Annotated in this window: 7 protein-coding genes; all 7 read left to right on the top strand. The window is 42.1% G+C overall.

All coding sequences use genetic code 11. The features are described 5' to 3' along the window. Positions 1 to 60 precede the first annotated feature (60 nt). The 7 genes from JFU56_RS00705 to JFU56_RS00675 all read left to right on the top strand — a co-directional run bounded on the left by JFU56_RS00705 (position 61) and on the right by JFU56_RS00675 (position 21,132). On the top strand, positions 61 to 921 hold the full coding sequence (locus tag JFU56_RS00705) for a patatin-like phospholipase family protein (RefSeq protein ID WP_198435376.1): 861 nt from the start codon (positions 61 to 63) through the stop codon (positions 919 to 921). A 133-nt stretch (positions 922 to 1,054) separates the two neighbouring features. Beyond that, positions 1,055 to 1,273, top strand: a complete 219-nt coding sequence (locus JFU56_RS00700) for a VF530 family DNA-binding protein (RefSeq protein WP_198435375.1) — start codon at positions 1,055 to 1,057, stop codon at positions 1,271 to 1,273. Between the two features lie 264 nt (positions 1,274 to 1,537). Continuing rightward, the gene (locus JFU56_RS00695) at positions 1,538 to 1,939 is read left to right on the top strand and encodes a thioesterase family protein (RefSeq protein WP_198435374.1); all 402 of its coding nucleotides are present in this window, start codon (positions 1,538 to 1,540) and stop codon (positions 1,937 to 1,939) included. Between the two features lie 663 nt (positions 1,940 to 2,602). Next, a complete protein-coding gene (locus JFU56_RS00690) occupies positions 2,603 to 10,471 on the top strand; it encodes a type I polyketide synthase (protein WP_198435373.1) in 7,869 nt (2,622 codons plus the stop codon). Positions 10,472 to 10,640: 169 nt separating this feature from the next. Further along, on the top strand, positions 10,641 to 13,286 hold the full coding sequence (locus JFU56_RS00685) for a PfaB family protein (RefSeq protein WP_198435372.1): 2,646 nt from the start codon (positions 10,641 to 10,643) through the stop codon (positions 13,284 to 13,286). Between the two features lie 103 nt (positions 13,287 to 13,389). After that, positions 13,390 to 19,353 carry a beta-ketoacyl synthase N-terminal-like domain-containing protein gene (locus JFU56_RS00680; RefSeq protein ID WP_198435371.1) on the top strand — a complete coding sequence of 1,988 codons (5,964 nt, stop codon included), beginning with the start codon at positions 13,390 to 13,392 and terminating at the stop codon, positions 19,351 to 19,353. A gap of 150 nt (positions 19,354 to 19,503) precedes the next feature. Beyond that, positions 19,504 to 21,132 (top strand): PfaD family polyunsaturated fatty acid/polyketide biosynthesis protein, encoded by a 1,629-nt coding sequence (locus tag JFU56_RS00675; RefSeq protein WP_198435370.1) that lies wholly within the window; start codon positions 19,504 to 19,506, stop codon positions 21,130 to 21,132. The last annotated feature ends 274 nt before the right edge of the window (positions 21,133 to 21,406 follow it).

The following is a 21,406-nucleotide window of genomic DNA, read 5'->3' as shown; positions in this document are numbered from 1 at the left end:
AAACTATTAATATAGCGTAATATAAAGTGATTAACGTTGATTAAAGGGTTAAAGAAATAGATGGATAGTGCTAAACATAAAATTGGCTTAGTCCTTTCTGGCGGTGGCGCGAAAGGTATTGCTCATCTTGGTGTATTAAAATACCTGTTAGAGCAAGATATAAGACCGAATGTAATTGCGGGTACAAGTGCTGGCTCTATGGTTGGGGCGCTTTATTGTTCAGGGCTTGAAATTGATGATATTTTGCAATTCTTCATTGATGTTAAACCTTTTTCTTGGAAGTTTACCCGCGCTCGAGCTGGTTTTATAGACCCTGCAAAATTATATCCTGAAGTGCTTAAATATATCCCTGAAGATAGTTTTGAGTACCTTAACCCCGAATTACGCATTGTTGCGACCAATATGCTACTCGGTAAAGAGCATATATTTAAAGATGGCTCCGTTATTAATGCATTACTGGCTTCGGCAAGTTACCCTTTAGTTTTCTCGCCTATGATTATAGATGATCAAGTGTATTCAGATGGCGGTATTGTTAATCACTTCCCTGTAAGTGTTATTGAAGATGATTGCGATAAAATCATTGGCGTGTACGTATCGCCTATTCGTCAGGTTGAAGCTGAAGAACTCTCGAGTATCAAAGATGTGGTATTACGTGCGTTTACGCTGCAGGGCAGTGGGGCTGAATTAGATAAATTGTCGCAATGTGATGTGCAAATTTATCCTGAGGCGCTGTTGAATTACAATACGTTTGCAACTGATGAAAAATCATTACGGGAGATCTATCAGATTGGTTATGATGCTGCAAAAGATCAACATGACAGTCTTATGGAGTTGAAACAAAGTTTCATCACTAGCGAGGTCAAAAAGAACGTCTTTAGCAAATGGTTTGGTGATAAACTTGCTAGCAACGGCGACAAATAGCGGGGCCACACGGATTTATACATTAGAAAAATGGCTAATGATAGCCTCACAGTCGTTCTGTGATGTCTAATTTTAGCCAAATCTTGTGTTATACTGATTTTCTATTAACCATAAACAACTTATCACGGTAAACATGACTCAAATAAATAACCCACTTCACGGCATAACTCTCGAAAACATAATTAACAGCCTTGTTGCTAAATATGGTTGGGATGGTCTTGGATACTACGTCAATATTCGTTGTTTTACTGAGAATCCAAGTGTTAAGTCTAGTCTTAAATTTTTACGTAAAACCCCTTGGGCACGTGATAAAGTAGAAGCGCTATATATAAAAATGGTGTCTGAAGACTAAATGTCTCCACACCAACGAGCCTCTGTTTATAGTCAATATAAGTACTATAAGCAGGACTCGTTAATTCAGCATGTAATTATCCTCGAATATCTTCCACTCGTTTCAACATAGCACTTTCAGCATAAGACCTTCGCATAATACTCTTAACACAATACTCTTAGCACAACAGCCAACATAACATCCGATGACATAGCCCTGTTATTTTTCACATTTATCTATATGCTATATATTTTAGCCATTTGATCAATTGAGTTAATTTCTGCAATGACAAAGATATACCACCATCCAGTACAAATTTATTATGAAGATACCGACCATTCTGGTGTCGTTTATCACCCTAACTTTTTAAAATATTTTGAACGTGCACGTGAGCATGTGATTGATAGTGATCTATTAGCGACACTTTGGAATGAACGTGGCCTGGGTTTTGCGGTGTATAAAGCCAATATGACTTTTCAGGATGGGGTCGAATTTGCTGAAGTTTGTGATATTCGAACTTCCTTTGTACTCGACGGTAAATACAAAACTATCTGGCGTCAGGAAGTTTGGCGTCCTAACTCGACTAAAGCGGCGGTTATTGGTGACATTGAAATGGTGTGCTTAGATAAACAAAAACGCTTACAACCAATACCTGATGATGTATTAGCTGCCATGAACAAGGATTAATACTAACGGATCCAAACTTATCCTGTTTTTCTCTATTTATTTTGCCTAAGTTAGGCTTAATGCCAACTGAGTATTTAATCTATTAATGCTTGATTGTGATTTAATAACCGCCTACCTGTGTAATTTAATGTAATTTTTAATTTATTTTCAGCTGTGTTAAGGCGTACAAATGTACGCCAAAGTGAGATATCAGACAAATTTTAGATGATTAATTTGTTAGTTATTTATATTTTATAAAGACGGAATTTAACTTAAATGCAATTAATTATGGTGTAAATAGAGTGAAAACATGCCTAATATCCACCAAGTCATGAAATTAACATAAACTTTAATCTGTTATTTTAGCGTTTACCTGGTCTAATCAGTTAGCTTTTTAGCCATTGTTAGTGGGATTGTAGTGATTTTTAAAGCTATGTATATTGTTGCAAGTATAAATTATAACAATTAGGACTTTGAACGTTTGAGTTCAATTTCAAATCGATTGGAATAAAATTTAAAACAACTAAATCTACCTCAAGCATTTTATCAAATGAACGATGGTAGATTTTTTTCGCCATTTAAGAGTACACTTGTACGCTAGGTTTGTATCTAGAGTTCAAATGAACGTTTTGATGAGCATTGTTTTTAGTGCACAAAATAGATCCTTACAGGAGCAATAACGCAATGGCTAAAAAGAAAACCACATCGATTAAGCACGCCAAGGATGTGTTAAGTAGTGATGATCAACAGTTAAATTCTCGCTTGCAAGAATGTCCGATTGCAATCATTGGTATGGCATCGGTTTTTGCAGATGCTAAAAACCTGGATCAATTCTGGGATAACATCGTTGACTCTGTGGACGCTATTATTGATGTACCTAGCGATCGCTGGAACATTGACGACCATTACTCGGCAGACAAGAAAGCAGCGGATAAGACATACTGCAAACGCGGTGGTTTCATCCCTGAACTTGATTTTGATCCGATGGAATTTGGTTTACCGCCAAATATTCTAGAGTTAACTGACATTGCACAACTTCTGTCATTAATTGTTGCTCGTGACGTATTAAGTGATGCCGGTATAGGCAGTGATTATGACCATGATAAAATTGGTATCACGCTCGGTGTCGGTGGTGGTCAGAAACAAATTTCGCCATTAACCTCACGCTTACAAGGCCCTGTATTAGAAAAAGTATTAAAAGCCTCAGGGGTTGATGAAGATGATCGCGCTATGATCATCGACAAATTCAAAAAAGCTTACATCGGCTGGGAAGAGAACTCATTCCCAGGCATGTTAGGCAACGTGATTGCTGGTCGAATTGCTAACCGCTTCGATTTTGGCGGTACTAACTGTGTGGTTGATGCGGCATGCGCCGGCTCCCTTGCTGCAGTAAAAATGGCGATCTCTGATTTACTTGAATATCGTTCAGAAGTGATGATCTCGGGTGGCGTATGTTGTGATAACTCGCCATTCATGTATATGTCATTCTCAAAAACGCCGGCTTTTACCACTAACGATGATATCCGTCCGTTTGATGACGATTCAAAAGGTATGCTCGTTGGTGAAGGTATCGGCATGATGGCGTTTAAACGTCTCGAAGATGCTGAACGTGACGGCGACAAAATCTATTCAGTATTAAAAGGGATTGGCACGTCTTCTGACGGTCGTTTCAAATCTATTTATGCTCCGCGCCCAGATGGCCAAGCAAAGGCGTTGAAACGTGCTTATGAAGATGCAGGTTTTGCCCCTGAAACATGTGGACTAATTGAAGGCCATGGTACGGGTACTAAAGCGGGTGATGCCGCGGAATTTGCTGGTCTAACTAAACACTTTGGCGCTGCCAGTGATGAAAAGCAACATATCGCGTTAGGCTCAGTTAAATCGCAAATTGGTCATACTAAATCTGCGGCTGGTTCTGCGGGTATGATCAAGGCAGCATTAGCATTACATCATAAAATCCTACCTGCAACGATTCATATCGATAAGCCAAGCGAAGCTTTGGATATCAAAAATAGCCCGTTATATCTAAACAGCGAAACGCGTCCTTGGATGCCACGTGAAGATGGTATTCCACGTCGTGCTGGTATCAGTTCATTTGGTTTTGGTGGTACGAACTTCCATATTATTTTAGAAGAGTACCGTCCGGGTCACGATAGCGCGTATCGCTTAAATTCAGTGAGTCAAACTGTGTTGATATCGGCAAATGATCAACAAGGTATCATTGCTGAGCTAAATAACTGGCGCACTAAATTGGCTGTCGATGCCGACCAGCAAGCATTTGTATTTAACGAGTTAGTGACAACATGGCCGTTAAAAACGCCTTCCGTTAACCAAGCTCGTTTAGGTTTTGTTGCGCGTAATGCCAACGAAGCGATAGCTATGATTGATACGGCATTGAAACAATTTAATGCTAATGCAGATAAAACGACATGGTCAGTACCTACTGGGGTTTACTATCGCCAAGCTGGTATTGATGCAACGGGTAAAGTGGTTGCACTATTCTCAGGGCAAGGTTCGCAATATGTGAACATGGGACGAGAGTTAACTTGTAACTTCCCAAGCATGATGCACAGTGCAGCAGCGATGGATAAAGAGTTCTGTGCGGCTGGCTTAGGCCAATTGTCTGCCGTGACTTTCCCTATTCCTGTTTACACGGATGCAGAGCGTAAGCTACAAGAAGAGCAATTACGTCTAACTCAACATGCACAACCTGCGATTGGTAGCTTGAGTGTTGGTCTGTTCAAGACTTTCCAACAAGCAGGCTTTAAAGCTGATTTCGCTGCGGGTCATAGCTTCGGTGAGTTAACGGCATTATGGGCTGCAGATGTATTAAGCGAAAGCGATTACATGATGTTAGCGCGTAGTCGTGGTCAAGCAATGGCTGCGCCAGAGCAACAAGATTTTGATGCGGGTAAGATGGCCGCTGTTGTCGGTGACCCACTGCAAGTAGCTGCTATCATTGATACGATTGATGATGTCTCTATTGCTAACTACAACTCGAATAACCAGGTTGTTATTGCTGGTACGAGTGCGCAGGTGAGTGTTGCTGTTACTGCCTTGAGCAATGCTGGTTTTAAAGTTGTGCCACTGCCGGTATCTGCTGCATTCCATACTCCATTAGTTGGCCACGCTCAAAAACCATTTGCTAAAGCGGTTGATAGCGCTAAATTTAAAGCGCCAAGCATTCCTGTATTTGCTAATGGCACAGGCTTAGTGCATTCAAGTAAACCGAATGAAATTAAGAAAAACCTGAAAAACCATATGTTGGAATCTGTTCATTTCAATCAAGAAATAGACAATATCTATGCTGATGGTGGTCGCATCTTTATCGAATTTGGACCTAAGAATGTATTAACTAAATTGGTTGAAAACATCCTTGCAGACAAATCTGATGTAATGGCAATTGCCGTTAATGCTAATCCAAAACAACCTGCTGATGTGCAAATGCGTCAAGCAGCTCTGCAAATGGCAGTACTTGGTGTCGCATTAGATAATATTGACCCGTACGACGCCGTTAAGCGTCCACTTGTTGCACCAAAAGCATCGCCTATGTTGATGAAGTTATCAGCAGCTTCTTATGTTAGCCCGAAAACGAAGAAAGCGTTTGCTGATGCATTAACTGATGGTTGGACGGTGAAACAAGCCAAAGCTGCACCTGCTGTTGTGCCACAACCACAAGTGATTGAAAAGATCGTTGAAGTTGAAAAGATAGTAGAACGCATTGTCGAAGTAGAGCGTATCGTTGAAGTAGAAAAAATTGTCTACGTTAATGCTGACGGTTCACATTCTGCGACTAACAGTAGCAATGTTGTTAATGGTAGCGATGCCGATCTCGTTGCTTCAATCGAACACAGTGTTGGCCAGTTTGTTGCACACCAACAGCAGTTATTAAACGTTCATGAACAGTTTATGCAGGGTCCACAAGACTATGCGAAAACAGTACAGAACGTACTTGCTGCGCAAACCAGCAATGAATTACCGGAAAGTTTAGATCGTACACTGTCTATGTATAACGAGTTCCAATCAGAAACTCTGCGTGTACATGAAACGTATCTGAACAATCAGACGAGTAACATGAACACCATGCTTACTGGTGCTGAAACTGATGTGTTAGCAGCCCCAGTAACTCAGGTAGTGAATACAGCCGCTGCCGCTAGTAACAAAGTAGTTGCTCCAGTTATTGCCAATACAGTGACGAATGTTGTATCTAGTGTAAGTAATAACGCGGCGGTTGCTGTGCAAACTGTGGCATTAGCGCCTACGCAAGAAATCGCTCCAGCAGTTACTGCTACACCAGCACCTGCATTGGTTGCTATCGTGGCTGAGCCAGTTACTACTGCGTATGTTGCTACAGAGGCTACTGTAGAAGTTGCAACAATCCCACAACCAATTGTTACACCAGTTGTCGCAGCTCAAGCGGCTATCGATGTCGCAACTATTAACAAAGTAATGCTAGAGGTTGTTGCAGATAAAACTGGTTATCCAACGGATATGCTTGAACTGAGCATGGACATGGAAGCTGATTTAGGTATCGATTCAATTAAGCGTGTTGAGATATTAGGCGCAGTACAGGAACTGATCCCAGACTTACCTGAACTTAATCCTGAAGATCTTGCTGAGCTACGTACACTTGGTGAAATTGTTGCCTACATGGATGTTAAAGCGCAAGCGGCTGCACCTGTAACAACATCTTCAGCAACTAATGCGCCTGCTGTTGCAACGCCTGCATCTGCTGGTATTGATTTAGCTCACATCCAAAATGTTATGTTAGAAGTGGTTGCCGATAAGACTGGCTATCCAACAGACATGCTAGAACTAGGCATGGACATGGAAGCTGACTTAGGTATCGACTCAATCAAACGTGTTGAAATCTTAGGTGCAGTACAGGAGATAATTACTGACTTACCTGAACTAAACCCTGAAGATTTAGCTGAATTACGTACATTAGGTGAAATCGTTAGTTACATGCAAAGCAAAGCGCCTGTAGCTGAAAGTGCACCTGTAGTGACGACTGTAACAGATACAGCGGTTACTGGTGTAGCAAGTTCAGCACCGTCTATCGATTTGAATCACATTCAAACAGTGATGATGGATGTTGTTGCAGATAAGACTGGTTATCCAACAGACATGCTAGAACTGGGCATGGACATGGAAGCTGACTTAGGTATCGACTCAATCAAACGTGTTGAAATCTTAGGTGCAGTTCAGGAGATCATTACTGATTTACCTGAGTTAAACCCTGAAGATTTAGCTGAATTACGCACATTAGGTGAAATCGTTAGCTACATGCAGAGCAAGGCTCCAGTAGCAGAGACAGTTACAGCAACAGATGTTGTAGCTGATGTTGTAGTAATGAGCTCTGCACCTTCTATCGATTTAAATCACATCCAAACTGTAATGATGGAAGTGGTTGCCGATAAAACCGGTTACCCAGTAGACATGCTTGAACTCGCTATGGATATGGAAGCAGACCTTGGCATCGATTCAATCAAACGTGTTGAAATTCTAGGTGCAGTACAGGAAATCATCACTGACTTACCTGAACTAAACCCAGAAGACTTAGCCGAACTACGTACGTTAGGTGAAATCGTTAGCTACATGCAGAGTAAAGCTCCTGCAGCTCCTGTTGCTGTAGAAAGTGCACCTACTGCTGTAGCAAGTTCAGCACCGTCTATTGATTTAGACCATATCCAAAACGTAATGATGGATGTTGTTGCAGATAAGACTGGTTATCCTGCCAATATGCTTGAATTAGCAATGGACATGGAAGCTGACCTTGGTATTGATTCAATCAAGCGTGTTGAAATTCTAGGTGCGGTACAGGAAATTATCACTGATTTACCTGAACTAAACCCTGAAGATTTAGCTGAACTGCGTACGTTAGAAGAAATTGTAACTTATATGCAAAGCAAGGCGAGTGGTGTTGTTACTAGCCCTGAAAATAATGCTGTGTCAGATGCATTTATGCAGAACAGTGTTGCTACTATCACGGCAGCTGTAGAACCAAAAGCAGAGTTTCAACCGGCGCCGAGCGCAACCGTTGCTATCTCTCGTCTAAGCTCTATCAGTAAAATAAGCCAAGATTGTAAAGGTGCTAATGCCTTAATCGTGGCAGATGGTAGTGATAACGCTGTATTACTCGCAGAACACCTGCTTCAAACTGGCTGGAATGTAACAGCATTGCAACCAAGTTGGGTTGTAGCAAGTACGACGGCATTTAATAAGTCAGTGAACCTAGTGACTTTAAATGCTGTTGATGAAACTGAAATCAGCAACATTATTGCAGCTAACGCACAACTTGATGCCGTTATCTATCTGCATGCGAGTAGCGAGATTAATGCTATCGAATACCCACAAGCGTCTAAACAAGGCCTCATGTTAGCCTTCTTGTTAGCAAAATTGAGTAAAGTAACTCAAGCAGCTAAAGTCCGTGGTTCTTTCATGGTCGTTACTCAGCAGGGCGGTTCACTTGGTTTTAGCAATGACGCACAAGCAGACCTAGTACAGACAGACCTAGTACAAAGCGGATTAAACGGTTTAGTTAAGACACTGTCACACGAATGGGATAACGTATTCTGTCGTGCCGTAGATATGCCAACATCATTAGCTGCAGCGCAAGTTGCAAGTCTTGTTTGTGATGAGCTACTTGATGCGGATAGCGTATTAACTGAAGTCGGTTATCAACAAGCAGAACAAAATGGTGTTGCCCGCATTACGTTAACCGGTGTTGCGACTGACAGTTATGCACTGACTGCTGGTAATAATATTGATGCTAATTCGGTATTTTTAGTCAGTGGTGGCGCAAAAGGCGTAACAGCGCATTGCGTAGTACGTATAGCTAAAGAGTATCAAGCTAAGTTCATCTTATTAGGACGCTCAAAATTTTCAAATGATGAGCCGAGCTGGGCAAACGGTATTAACGATGAAGCAGCATTAAAGAAAGCAGCAATGCAGGCTTTGATTGCAGCAGGTGATAAACCAACACCCGTTAAGATCGTACAGTTAATAAAACCAATCCAAGCTAATCGTGAAATTGCGCAAACCTTGTCTGCAATTACCGCTGCTGGTGGCCAAGCTGAATATGTTTCTGCAGATGTAACTAATGCAGCAAGCGTACAAACGGCAGTCACTCCAGCTATCGCTAAGTTCGGTGCTATCACTGGCATCATTCATGGCGCTGGCGTTTTAGCTGACCAATTTATTGAGCAAAAAACACTAAGTGATTTTGAGTCTGTATACAGCACTAAAATCGATGGTTTGCTATCGCTGTTATCTGTCACTGAAGCAAGCAACATCAAGCAATTGGTATTGTTCTCATCTGCGGCTGGTTTCTACGGTAATCCGGGGCAATCTGATTACTCGATTGCTAATGAAATCTTAAACAAAACCGCATACCGCTTTAAATCATTGCACCCACAAGCTCAAGTATTGAGCTTTAACTGGGGTCCTTGGGACGGTGGCATGGTAACGCCTGAGCTAAAACGTATGTTTGATCAGCGTGGTGTTTACATTATTCCACTCGATGCTGGTGCGCAGTTATTACTGAATGAATTAGCCGCTAATGATAACCGTTGTCCACAAATCCTTGTGGGTAATGATTTATCTAAAGATGCCAATGCTGACGAAAAGGCTGCAACTGTAAAAAAGCCACAAGTTAGTCGTTTATCAGATGCTTTAGTAATTAAAAGCATCAAAGCGACTAACAGCAGTTCTTTTCAAGTGAGCGATAACCGCTTTTTAGCTGACCACATGATCAAAGGCAATCAGGTATTACCAACGGTATGCGCGATTGCCTGGATGAGTGATGCAGCACAAGCAACTTATAGTAACCGAGACTGTGCATTAAAATATGTCGGTTTCGAAGACTATAAATTGTTTAAAGGTGTGGTTTTTGATGGTAATGAGGCGGCGGATTATCAAATCCAATTGTCGCCTGTGACCGCTGTTTCAGAACAGGAAACAGTGCTCCGTATTGCCGCTAAAATATTTAGCCTGAAAAGCGATGGTAAGCCAGTATTTCATTATGCAGCAACAATATTGTTAGCTTTTCAGCCTCTTGATGCGGTAACGGTTAACCTTCAGGTTCCAGAATCTAAATCGGCTGATGAAGCGCAAGTGTTATACAGCAATGGCACCTTGTTCCACGGTGAAAGTCTGCAGGGTATTAAGCAGATATTAGCTTGTGATGACAAGGGGCTGCTATTGGCTTGTCAGATAACAGATGTTGCAGCAGCTAGGCAGGGTGCATTCCCCTTAGCTGCCAACAATATCTTTGCGAATGATTTGGTTTATCAGGCGATGTTGGTCTGGGTGCGCAAGCAATTTGGTTTAGGTAGCTTACCTTCGGTTACAGCGGCTTGGACTGTATATCGAGAAGTGGTTGTAGATGAAGTTTTTTATCTGCGACTTAATGTAGTTGAACATGATCTATCGGGTTCACGCGGCAGTAAAGCACGTTGTGATATTCAATTGATTGCTGCAGATATGCAGTTACTTGCAGAAGTTAAATCAGCGCAAGTCAGTGTCAGCGACATTTTGAACGATATGTCTTGAGCAGTAAGTAATAAAAAATAATGGATAGGCGTCATGATTAGCATGGCGTCTATTTTCTTCATTGTTTAACAATACTAATAGCTAAAAATGCTGGGCTTAATTTAGATTCAAATTTAGGACTGCCAGCGTTTTTAGCCATTACTATTCGAAATAGGATATTAAAGAGAATATGACGGAATTAGCTGTTATTGGTATGGATGCTAAATTTAGCGGACAGGACAATATTGATCGTGTTGAACGTGCTTTTTATCAAGGTGCTCATGTAGGTAATGTTAGTAGCAATAGTATCGACGCTAATGCTATCAGTGATGGCGAAGAACAAAGTATTACTGCCGAGACAGTACTTAACTCTGTCGGTCTATTAGCGCAAAATAATCAGTTGAACATAGCAGATATCGCCGTATTACTTATTGCTGATATGAGCAGTGATGTTGATAAACAACTTGTAGCGCAAGTGGCAAAAACGTGTGCGAGCTGTGTTGTTATTACTGATTTAGGCCAAGCATTAAAGCAAGTAACTGATTTGGTTAATAATCAAGACTGTCCCGTGGCTATTATTGGAATGAATAACTCGGCTAATGTGCCTAGTTGTGATATTGAAGCTGCGGCAACAATCAGCTTTGATGAAACGTTCAATGGTTATAACAGTGTCGCTGGTATCGCTAGTTTACTTATCTCTTCAACCAATTTTGCCAATACTCATCAATGTTATGTATATGCCAACATTAAAGGTTTCGCTCAGTCGGGTGTAAGTGCTCAACTTAGCGTTGCAAACATTACCGATACTGCAAATGCCGCATTACAACAAGCTGGCATTAATGCAGAACAGGTTGGTTTGTTAGAAGTCACTGCAGCCGCTGATTCGGCAATCGCATTGTCTGAAAGCAAGGGCTTAATGTCTGCTTATAATCATACACAAACTTTGCATACTGCATTAAGCAGTGCGCGTAGTGTGACTGGCGAAGGCGGGTGTTTCTCGCAGGTCGCAGGATTATTGAAATGTGTGATCAGTTTACACCAGCGTTATATTCCGGCGATTAAAGATTGGCAACAGCCGAGTGATAGTCAAATGTCACAATGGCAGGGTTCACCATTCTATATGCCGGTAGATGCTCGACCTTGGTTTCCACACGCTGATGGCTCTGCACACGTTGCAGCTTATAGTTGCATTACGCATGGCGCGGTATCAGAGCAAAACTTTTTATCAGTACAAAGCTATTGCCACATTGTTTTACAAGAAAATGTTTTACAAGAAAATCAGCTCCAGTCTGCAGAACAAAACCATCCGGTAGCTGATGTACGCAGTAATGGTTACTTTGCATCGAGCGAGTTAGCACTGGTTATAGTACAAGGTAATAGCGAAGCACAATTACGCAGTGAATTAGACATTATTGCTGGACAACTAAGTATTACCGGCCTAGGTACTTCGACTGATATTAAACAGATCGCAGCAGATTGTTATAGCCGTAATGATACTGATAAAGCCTATAGCGCGGTACTTATTGCCGAAACAGCTGAAGAGTTAAGCAAAGAGATAACCTTGGCGTTTGCTGGTATCGCGAGTGTGTTTAATGAAGATGCTAAAGAATGGAAAACCCCGAAGGGCAGTTACTTTACCGCACTTCCTGCAAATAAAGACGTTGTAAATAGCGGGTCTGGTAACAGCACAGAGAATGGCGTTACTTTCATGTACCCAGGTATTGGCGCTACGTATGTTGGTTTAGGTCGTGATCTATTTCATTTATTCCCACAGATTTATCAACCTGTTGCGGCTTTAGCTGATGACATTGGTGCCAGTCTTAAAGACACCTTACTTAACCCTCGCAGTATTAGTCGTCATAGCTTTAAAGAACTCAAGCAGTTGGATCTCGATCTACGCGGCAACTTGGCTAATATCGCTGAAGCCGGTGTGGGTTTTGCTTGCGTGTTTACCAAGGTGTTTGAAGAAGTATTTGCCGTTAAAGCCGACTTTGCTACGGGCTATAGCATGGGTGAAGTGAGTATGTATGCGGCATTAGGCTGCTGGCAGCAACCGGGATTGATGAGTGCACGTCTTGCGCAATCGAATACCTTTAATCATCAACTTTGCGGCGAGTTAAGAACACTACGTCAGCATTGGGGCATGGATGATGTTGCTAACGGTACGTTCGAGCAGATCTGGGAAACGTATACCATCAAGGCAACGATCGAACAGGTTGAGATTGCCTCTGCAGATGAAGACCGTGTGTATTGCACCATTATCAATACGCCCGATAGCTTGTTGTTAGCGGGTTATCCAGAAGCATGTCAGCGAGTCATTAAGAATTTAGGCGTAAGAGCAATGGCATTAAATATGGCAAACGCCATTCACAGTGCACCAGCTTATGCCGAATATGATCACATGGTTGAGTTATACCATATGGACGTTACACCGCGTATTAATACCAAAATGTATTCAAGCTCATGTTATTTACCTATCCCACAACGCAGTAAAGCCATTTCACACAGTATCGCTAAATGTCTGTGTGATGTGGTGGATTTCCCGCGCTTGGTTAATACCTTACATGACAAAGGCGCGCGGGTATTCATTGAAATGGGTCCAGGTCGTTCGTTATGTAGTTGGGTAGATAAAATCATAGCTAATGGCGATAACGGTAATCAAAAGCAAAGCAGCCATGTATCAGTACCTGTGAATGCCAAAGGTACCAGTGATGAGCTTACTTATATTCGTGCGATAGCTAAGCTAATTAGTCATGGCGTGAATTTGAATTTAGATAGCTTGTTTAACGGGTCAATCCTGGTTAAAGCAGGCCATATCGCAGACGCGAACTATTAGTAAATACAGACAATTAATCAACACAGATAAATAGTCAACATCGATATCTAGTTCAGATGAGTTATATCTCATCAGTTGAAATATGGATTTAAAGAGAGTAATTATGGAAAATATTGCAGTAGTAGGTATTGCTAATTTGTTCCCGGGGTCAAAAGCTCCGGATCAATTTTGGCAGCAATTGCTTGAACAACAAGATTGCCGCAGTAAGGCGACCGCTGTTCAAATGGGCGTTGATCCTGCTAAATATACCGCCAACAAAGGTGACACAGATAAGTTTTACTGTGTGCATGGCGGTTACATCAGTGATTTCAATTTTGATGCTTCAGGTTATCAACTCGATAATGATTATTTAGCCGGTTTAGATGACCTTAATCAGTGGGGACTATATGTAACGAAACAAGCCCTTACAGATGCGGGTTACTGGGGCAGTGCTGCATTAGAAAACTGTGGTGTGATTTTAGGCAATTTGTCATTTCCAACCAAGTCATCTAACCAGTTGTTTATGCCTTTGTATCATCAGGTTGTTGATAATGCCTTAAAGTCAGTATTACATCCTGATTTTCAATTGTCGCATTACACAACGGCTAAAAAAACACATGCTGACAATGCGTTAGTCGCAGGTTATCCAGCCGCATTGATTGCACAAGCTGCGGGCCTTGGTGGTTCACACTTTGCATTGGACGCGGCTTGTGCTTCATCTTGTTATAGCGTCAAATTAGCCTGTGATTACCTGCATACGGGTAAAGCAGACATGATGCTAGCGGGTGCTGTATCAGCGTCTGATCCTATGTTCGTTAATATGGGTTTCTCGATATTTCAAGCTTACCCAGCTAACAATGTTCACGCCCCATTTGACCAAAACTCACAAGGCTTATTTGCTGGTGAAGGTGCTGGCATGATGGTATTAAAACGTCAAAGTGATGCAGTACGTGATGGTGATAATATTTACGCCATTATTAAAGGTGGTGCATTATCGAATGACGGTAAAGGCGAGTTTGTATTAAGCCCTAATACCAAAGGTCAAGTCTTAGTATATGAACGTGCTTATGCCGATGCAGATGTTGACCCAAGCACAGTTGACTATATCGAGTGTCATGCAACAGGTACACCTAAAGGTGATAATGTTGAATTGCGTTCGATGGAAACCTTTTTCAGTCGCGTAAATAACAAACCATTGCTGGGCTCTGTTAAATCTAACCTGGGTCATTTGTTAACAGCGGCGGGTATGCCTGGTATGACGAAAGCCATGCTAGCGCTAGGTAAAGGCCTGATCCCCGCAACGATTAATCTAAAACAACCGCTACAATCTAAAAACGGTTACTTTACTGGCGAGCAAATGCCAACGACAACAGTGCCTTGGCCAACGACTCAAGGGGTAAACGCAGATCGACCTCGTACCGCTGGTGTGAGTGTATTTGGTTTTGGTGGCAGTAACGCCCATTTGGTATTACAACAGCCAACGCAAACACTTGAGTCTAATTTTAGTGTCGCTAAACCGCGTGAGCCACTGGCTATTATTGGTATGGACAGCCATTTTGGTAGTACCAGTAATTTAGCCCAGTTCAAAACCTTATTAAATAATAATCAGAATACCTTCCGTGAATTACCTGAACAGCGCTGGAAAGGCATGGAGAGCAACGCTGACGTAATGCAGTCGTTAGAGTTACGCAAAGCGCCTAAGGGTAGTTACGTTGAACAGCTTGATATTGATTTCTTGCGTTTTAAAGTACCGCCTAATGAAAAAGATTGCTTGATCCCACAACAGCTAATGATGATGCAAGTAGCAGACAATGCTGCTAAAGATGCTGGTCTCGTTGAAGGTCGTAATGTCGCTGTATTAGTGGCGATGGGGATGGAGCTGGAGTTACATCAGTATCGTGGTCGAGTCAATTTGACAACGCAGATAGAAGACAGCTTATTACAGCAAGGTATTAACCTGACCTCAGATCAACGTGAAGAACTGACTAATATTGCTAAAGATGGTGTCGCTTCAGCTGCACAGTTAAATCAGTACACGAGTTTCATTGGTAACATCATGGCGTCACGTATTTCGGCGTTATGGGATTTCTCTGGTCCTGCTATTACCGTATCAGCTGAAGAAAACTCTGTTTATCGTTGCGTTGAGTTAGCTGAAAACCTATTCCAAACCAGTGATGTTGAAGCCGTTATTATTGCCGCTGTTGATTTGTCTGGTTCAATCGAAAACATTACCTTGCGTCAGCACTATGGTCCTGTGAATGAAAGTGGACAGGTAAATGAAAGCGCCTCGCTAACCAACAATATTCTTGACCAGCAACAATGGCTGGTGGGTGAAGGTGCAGCGGCGATTGTTGTTAAACCGTCATCGCAAGTTACTGCTGAGCAAGTCTATGCGCGTATTGATGCGGTGAGTTTTGCCCCTGGTAGCGATGCCAAGGCAATTACGATTGCTGCGGATAAGGCATTAACATTAGCCGGAGTCAGTGCTGCGGACGTAACGAGCGTTGAAGCTCACGCAAGTGGTTTTAGTGCAGAAAATAGTGCTGAAAAAACGGCGTTACCAACTTTATACCCAAGTGCAAATATCGGTTCGGTGAAAGCCAATATTGGTCATACGTTTAATGCATCTGGCATGGCGAGTATCATTAAAACGGCCTTGCTGTTAGATCAACAAACGAGTCAACATATTGCGATTAACGGTCTTGGTCGTGATAACAGTTGTGCACATCTTATCTTGTCGAGTTCAGAGCAAGCACATCAAGCTGCACCTGCGCCAGTTGGCAAACGACGTCCACAGTTAGTTAAAACGATCAAACTGGGTGGTCAGTTAATTAGTAACGCGATTGTTAACAGTGCTAGCTCATCTTTACACGCTATTAAAGCGCAGTTTGCAGGTAAACACTTAAACAAAGTTAACCAGCCTGTGATGATGGACAACCTGAAACCACAAGGCATTAGCGCGCATTCAACGAATGAGCATGTGGTTGTAGCACCGTCTACTCCCCAACAGTCTATTATCCAAGAACCAAATATTCAAACTACAGCAGCAGCTGTAAGTTCACCCCTTTCTCAACATCAACATACAACGCAGCCCGTAGCGGCACCGAGCGTTGTTGGAGTGACAGTGAAAAGTAAAGCCAGTAATCAAATTCATCAGCAAGCGTCTACGCATAAAGCCTTTTTAGAAAGTCGCTTAGCTGCACAGAAAAACCTATCACAACTTGTTGAACTACAAACCAAGCTATCAACACAAACAGGAAGTGATAATACACCTAGAAATACGGCGTCAACAACTCCCGTACCAACAAACCCTGTGCCAGCAACGCCATTAACACTTGTGTCTACTCTTGTTTCAAAGACGCCAGTGGTAGCGACAGACCTAACGAGTTCTGAAGCAAAAGCGCAAGCGGCAGCAACACAAGCAGGTTTTCAGATCAAAGGCCCTGTTGGTTACAACTATCCACCACTGCAGTTAATTGAACGTTATAACAAACCAGAAAAAGTGATTTACGATCAAGCTGATTTGGTTGAGTTCGCTGAAGGTGATATTGGTAAGGTATTCGGTGCTGAATACAATATTATTGATGGCTATTCACGTCGTGTACGTCTACCAACCTCAGATTATTTATTAGTAACGCGTGTTACTGAACTTGATGCCAAGGTTCATGAATACAAGAAATCATACATGTGTACTGAATATGATGTACCTGTTGATGCACCGTTCTTAATTGATGGTCAGATCCCTTGGTCTGTTGCTGTAGAGTCAGGCCAGTGTGATTTGATGTTGATTTCATACATAGGCATTGATTTCCAAGCTAAAGGCGAACGTGTTTACCGTTTACTTGATTGCGAATTAACCTTCCTTGAAGAGATGGCTTTCGGTGGCGATACCTTACGTTACGAGATCCACATTGATTCGTATGCGCGTAATGGCGAGCAGTTATTATTCTTCTTCCATTATGATTGTTACGTGGGTGATAAAAAGGTACTTATCATGCGTAATGGTTGTGCTGGTTTCTTTACTGACGAAGAGCTTTCTGATGGTAAAGGCGTTATTCATAACGATAAAGACAAAGCCGAATTTAGCAATGCAGTTAAATCATCATTCACGCCGTTATTACAACATAATCGTGGTCAATATGACTACAGCGACATGATGAAACTAGTTAATGGTGACGTTGCGAGTTGTTTTGGTCCGGAATATGATCAAGGTGGCCGTAATCCATCGTTGAAATTCTCGTCTGAAAAATTCTTGATGATTGAACGTATTACCAAAATAGATCCAACCGGTGGTCATTGGGGATTAGGACTGTTAGAAGGTCAGAAAGATTTAGACCCTGAGCATTGGTATTTCCCTTGTCACTTTAAAGGTGATCAAGTGATGGCTGGTTCATTGATGTCGGAAGGTTGTGGCCAAATGGCGATGTTCTTCATGCTGTCTCTTGGTATGCATACTAATGTGAACAATGCTCGTTTCCAACCGTTACCAGGTGAATCACAAACGGTACGCTGTCGTGGGCAAGTACTGCCACAGCGCAATACCCTAACTTACCGTATGGAAGTAACGGCGATGGGTATGCATCCACAGCCATTCATGAAAGCCAATATTGATATTTTGCTTGATGGTAAAGTGGTTGTTGATTTCAAAAACTTGAGCGTGATGATCAGCGAACAAGATGAGAACTCTCCTTATCCTGTGACGTTGCCGCATAATGTGTCATTGAAAGCACCTGTTCTTACATCTGCTAGGTCTGAAGAGAAAGCTACACCTGCGACTGCAATTGTTAACTGTGCCGATTTGGATGAACGTGGTGTTGAACCGTTTAAGTTTCCTGAACGTCCGTTAATGCGCGTAGAGTCAGACCTGTCTGCACCGAAAAGCAAAGGTGTGACGCCGATTAAGCATTTTGAAGCTCCTGCTGTTTCTGGTCACCATAGAGTACCTAATCAAGCACCGTTTACACCTTGGCATATGTTTGAGTTTGCGACGGGTAATATCTCTAACTGTTTTGGTCCTGACTTTGATGTTTATGAAGGTCGTATTCCACCACGTACACCTTGTGGTGACTTACAAGTTGTAACGCAGGTTGTGGAAGTGCAGGGCGAACGTCTTGATCTGAAGAACCCATCAAGCTGTGTGGCAGAATACTATGTACCTGAAGATGCTTGGTACTTTACTAAAAACAGCCATGAAAACTGGATGCCATATTCATTAATCATGGAAATTGCATTGCAACCAAATGGCTTTATTTCAGGTTACATGGGCACAACGCTTAAATACCCAGAAAAAGATCTGTTCTTCCGTAACCTTGATGGTAGCGGCACATTATTAAAGCAGATTGATTTACGCGGCAAAACGATTGTGAACAAATCAGTCTTGGTTAGTACGGCTATTGCTGGTGGCGCAATTATTCAAAGCTTCACGTTTGATATGTCTGTAGATGGCGAGTTATTTTATACAGGTAAAGCAGTATTTGGTTACTTTAGTGGTGAATCACTGACTAACCAACTGGGCATTGATAACGGTAAAACAACAAATGCCTGGTTTGTTGATAATAATACGCCCGCAGCCAATATTGATGTGTTCGATTTAACAGATCAGTCTTTAGCGTTATACAAAGCACCTACAGGTAAACCGCATTATAAATTAGCGGGTGGCCAGATGAACTTCATCGATACTGTGTCTGTTGTTGAAGGCGGCGGTAAAGCGGATGTTGCTTATGTTTATGGCGAACGTACGATTGATGCTGATGACTGGTTCTTCCGTTATCACTTCCACCAAGATCCGGTTATGCCTGGTTCGTTAGGTGTTGAAGCTATTATTGAGTTAATGCAAACCTATGCGCTTAAAAATGACTTAGGTGCACAGTTTAATAGTCCACGTTTTGTTGCGCCGATGACGAAAGTTGATTGGAAATATCGTGGCCAAATTACGCCGTTGAATAAACAGATGTCACTGGACGTGCATATCACCGAGATCATTACTGAATCAGGTGAAGTAAGACTTGTTGGTGATGCGAATCTGTCTAAAGATGGTCTGCGCATTTATGAAGTGAAGAATATTGTATTAAGTATTGTTGAAGCCTAACGGGCGTTACGAGCTTTAGGACTTACTTTAATCAATACGGCTAGGTGTCCATTTAGACGCTTTGAACTTAGTAATTAATAGACAAAATAATTGAGCTGTGGAATGAATATATTAAGTAATCATTCGGCAGCTACAAAAAAGGAATTAAGAATGTCGAGTTTAGGTTTTAACAATAACAACGCAATTAACTGGGGCTGGAAAGTGGACCCTGCATCAGTACATACGCAAGACACAGAAATTAAAGCAGCTTTAATGGATCTGTCTAAGCCGCTTTACGTGGCGAATCGTGTTGCAAACAATGCTGCTGTAATGGGGATCGCTAACCATACGTCAGTCGCAGGTGCTATCAGCAATAATATCGATATTGATGTATTGGCGTTTGCACAGAAGTTAACACCTGAAGATCTGGGTGATGACGCGTACAAAAAACAACATGGGGTTAAATATGCTTACCATGGCGGTGCAATGGCTAACGGTATTGCGTCAGTTGAACTTGTTGTCGCATTAGGTAAAGCAGGGCTACTATGCTCGTTCGGCGCTGCGGGTTTAGTTCCTGATGCTGTTGAAGACGCTATTCGTCGCATTCAAGCTGAATTACCAAATGGCCCTTATGCGGTTAACTTGATCCATGCCCCAGCAGAAGAAGCATTAGAGCGTGGTGCGGTTGAACGTTTCCTTAAACTGGGTGTTAAGACTGTAGAGGCTTCAGCTTACCTTGGCTTAACTGAACACATTGTTTGGTATCGTGTAGCTGGTTTATCTAAAAACAGTGATGGGTCGGTTAATATCGGTAACAAGGTTATCGCTAAAGTATCGCGTACTGAAGTTGGTCGCCGCTTTATGGAACCAGCACCGCAAAAGTTACTGGATAAGTTATTAGCACAAAACAAGATCACCCCTGAGCAAGCTGCTCTAGCGCTGCTTGTACCTATGGCTGATGACATTACCGCTGAAGCAGATTCTGGTGGTCATACTGACAACAGACCATTTTTAACCTTGCTACCGACTATCATCGGACTGCGTGATGAAGTGCAAGCGAAGTATAACTACTCTCCTGCATTGCGTGTTGGTGCTGGTGGTGGTATCGGAACGCCTGAAGCAGCACTCGCTGCATTTAACATGGGCGCGGCTTATATTGTATTAGGCTCTGTGAATCAGGCTTGTGTTGAAGCGGGTGCATCTGAATATACCCGTAAACTGTTATCAACTGTTGAAATGGCTGATGTGACCATGGCGCCTGCTGCTGATATGTTTGAAATGGGTGTTAAGCTACAGGTATTAAAACGTGGTTCTATGTTCGCGATGCGTGCGAAGAAACTGTATGACCTGTATGTAACTTATGATTCGATTGAAGATATCCCCGCTGCAGAACGTGAGAAGATAGAAAAACAAATCTTCCGTTCAAACCTAGATGAGATCTGGGCTGGCACGATCGCCTTCTTTACTGAACGTGATCCAGAAATGCTCGCACGTGCAAAAAGCAGTCCTAAGCGTAAAATGGCACTTATCTTCCGTTGGTACCTCGGTCTTTCTTCACGCTGGTCAAACACGGGCGAGAAGGGACGTGAAATGGATTATCAGATCTGGGCTGGCCCAAGCTTAGGAGCATTCAATAGCTGGGTGAAAGGTTCTTACCTTGAAGACTACACTCGTCGTGGCGCTGTAGATGTTGCTTTGCACATGCTTAAAGGTGCAGCGTATTTACAACGTGTAAACCAGTTGAAATTACAAGGTGTTAGCCTAAGCACAGAACTAGCAAGTTATCGTACAAGTGATTAATCTTGGTTAGTTACTATGAGTTCTAAAGCGCTTGAGGGCGCTTTTTTTATAGGTAATTTTATGAATTAAGTTTTACTGTGTTTATATACAGTTGTAATTGGTTTTGCCATAATTCATGACTAATTTCTGATTTATACTGCCCAAGCATCAAGAGTAACAGTTCCAGTATAGGTACCTAAATTGATGTTGTCAGTTTGCTTTGGGGTCATTATTCTTCGTAAATTATTTTATCGATACGACAATAGGTAAAAATCTACTCTCTGGCGGTGAATAT

The sequence above is a fragment of the Moritella sp. F3 genome, from assembly GCF_015082335.1.
Classification (GTDB): domain Bacteria; phylum Pseudomonadota; class Gammaproteobacteria; order Enterobacterales; family Moritellaceae; genus Moritella.
Note: the sequence above shows the minus strand (reverse complement) of the source record. Positions and strands in the feature narration are given on the sequence as shown.

Coding starts and splice junctions, on each gene's coding strand:
- JFU56_RS00685 (WP_198435372.1), top strand. CDS start 10,641: ATGACGGAATTAGCTGTTATTGGTATGGATGCTAAATTTAGCGGACAG.
- JFU56_RS00700 (WP_198435375.1), top strand. CDS start 1,055: ATGACTCAAATAAATAACCCACTTCACGGCATAACTCTCGAAAACATA.
- JFU56_RS00675 (WP_198435370.1), top strand. CDS start 19,504: ATGTCGAGTTTAGGTTTTAACAATAACAACGCAATTAACTGGGGCTGG.
- JFU56_RS00690 (WP_198435373.1), top strand. CDS start 2,603: ATGGCTAAAAAGAAAACCACATCGATTAAGCACGCCAAGGATGTGTTA.
- JFU56_RS00695 (WP_198435374.1), top strand. CDS start 1,538: ATGACAAAGATATACCACCATCCAGTACAAATTTATTATGAAGATACC.
- JFU56_RS00680 (WP_198435371.1), top strand. CDS start 13,390: ATGGAAAATATTGCAGTAGTAGGTATTGCTAATTTGTTCCCGGGGTCA.
- JFU56_RS00705 (WP_198435376.1), top strand. CDS start 61: ATGGATAGTGCTAAACATAAAATTGGCTTAGTCCTTTCTGGCGGTGGC.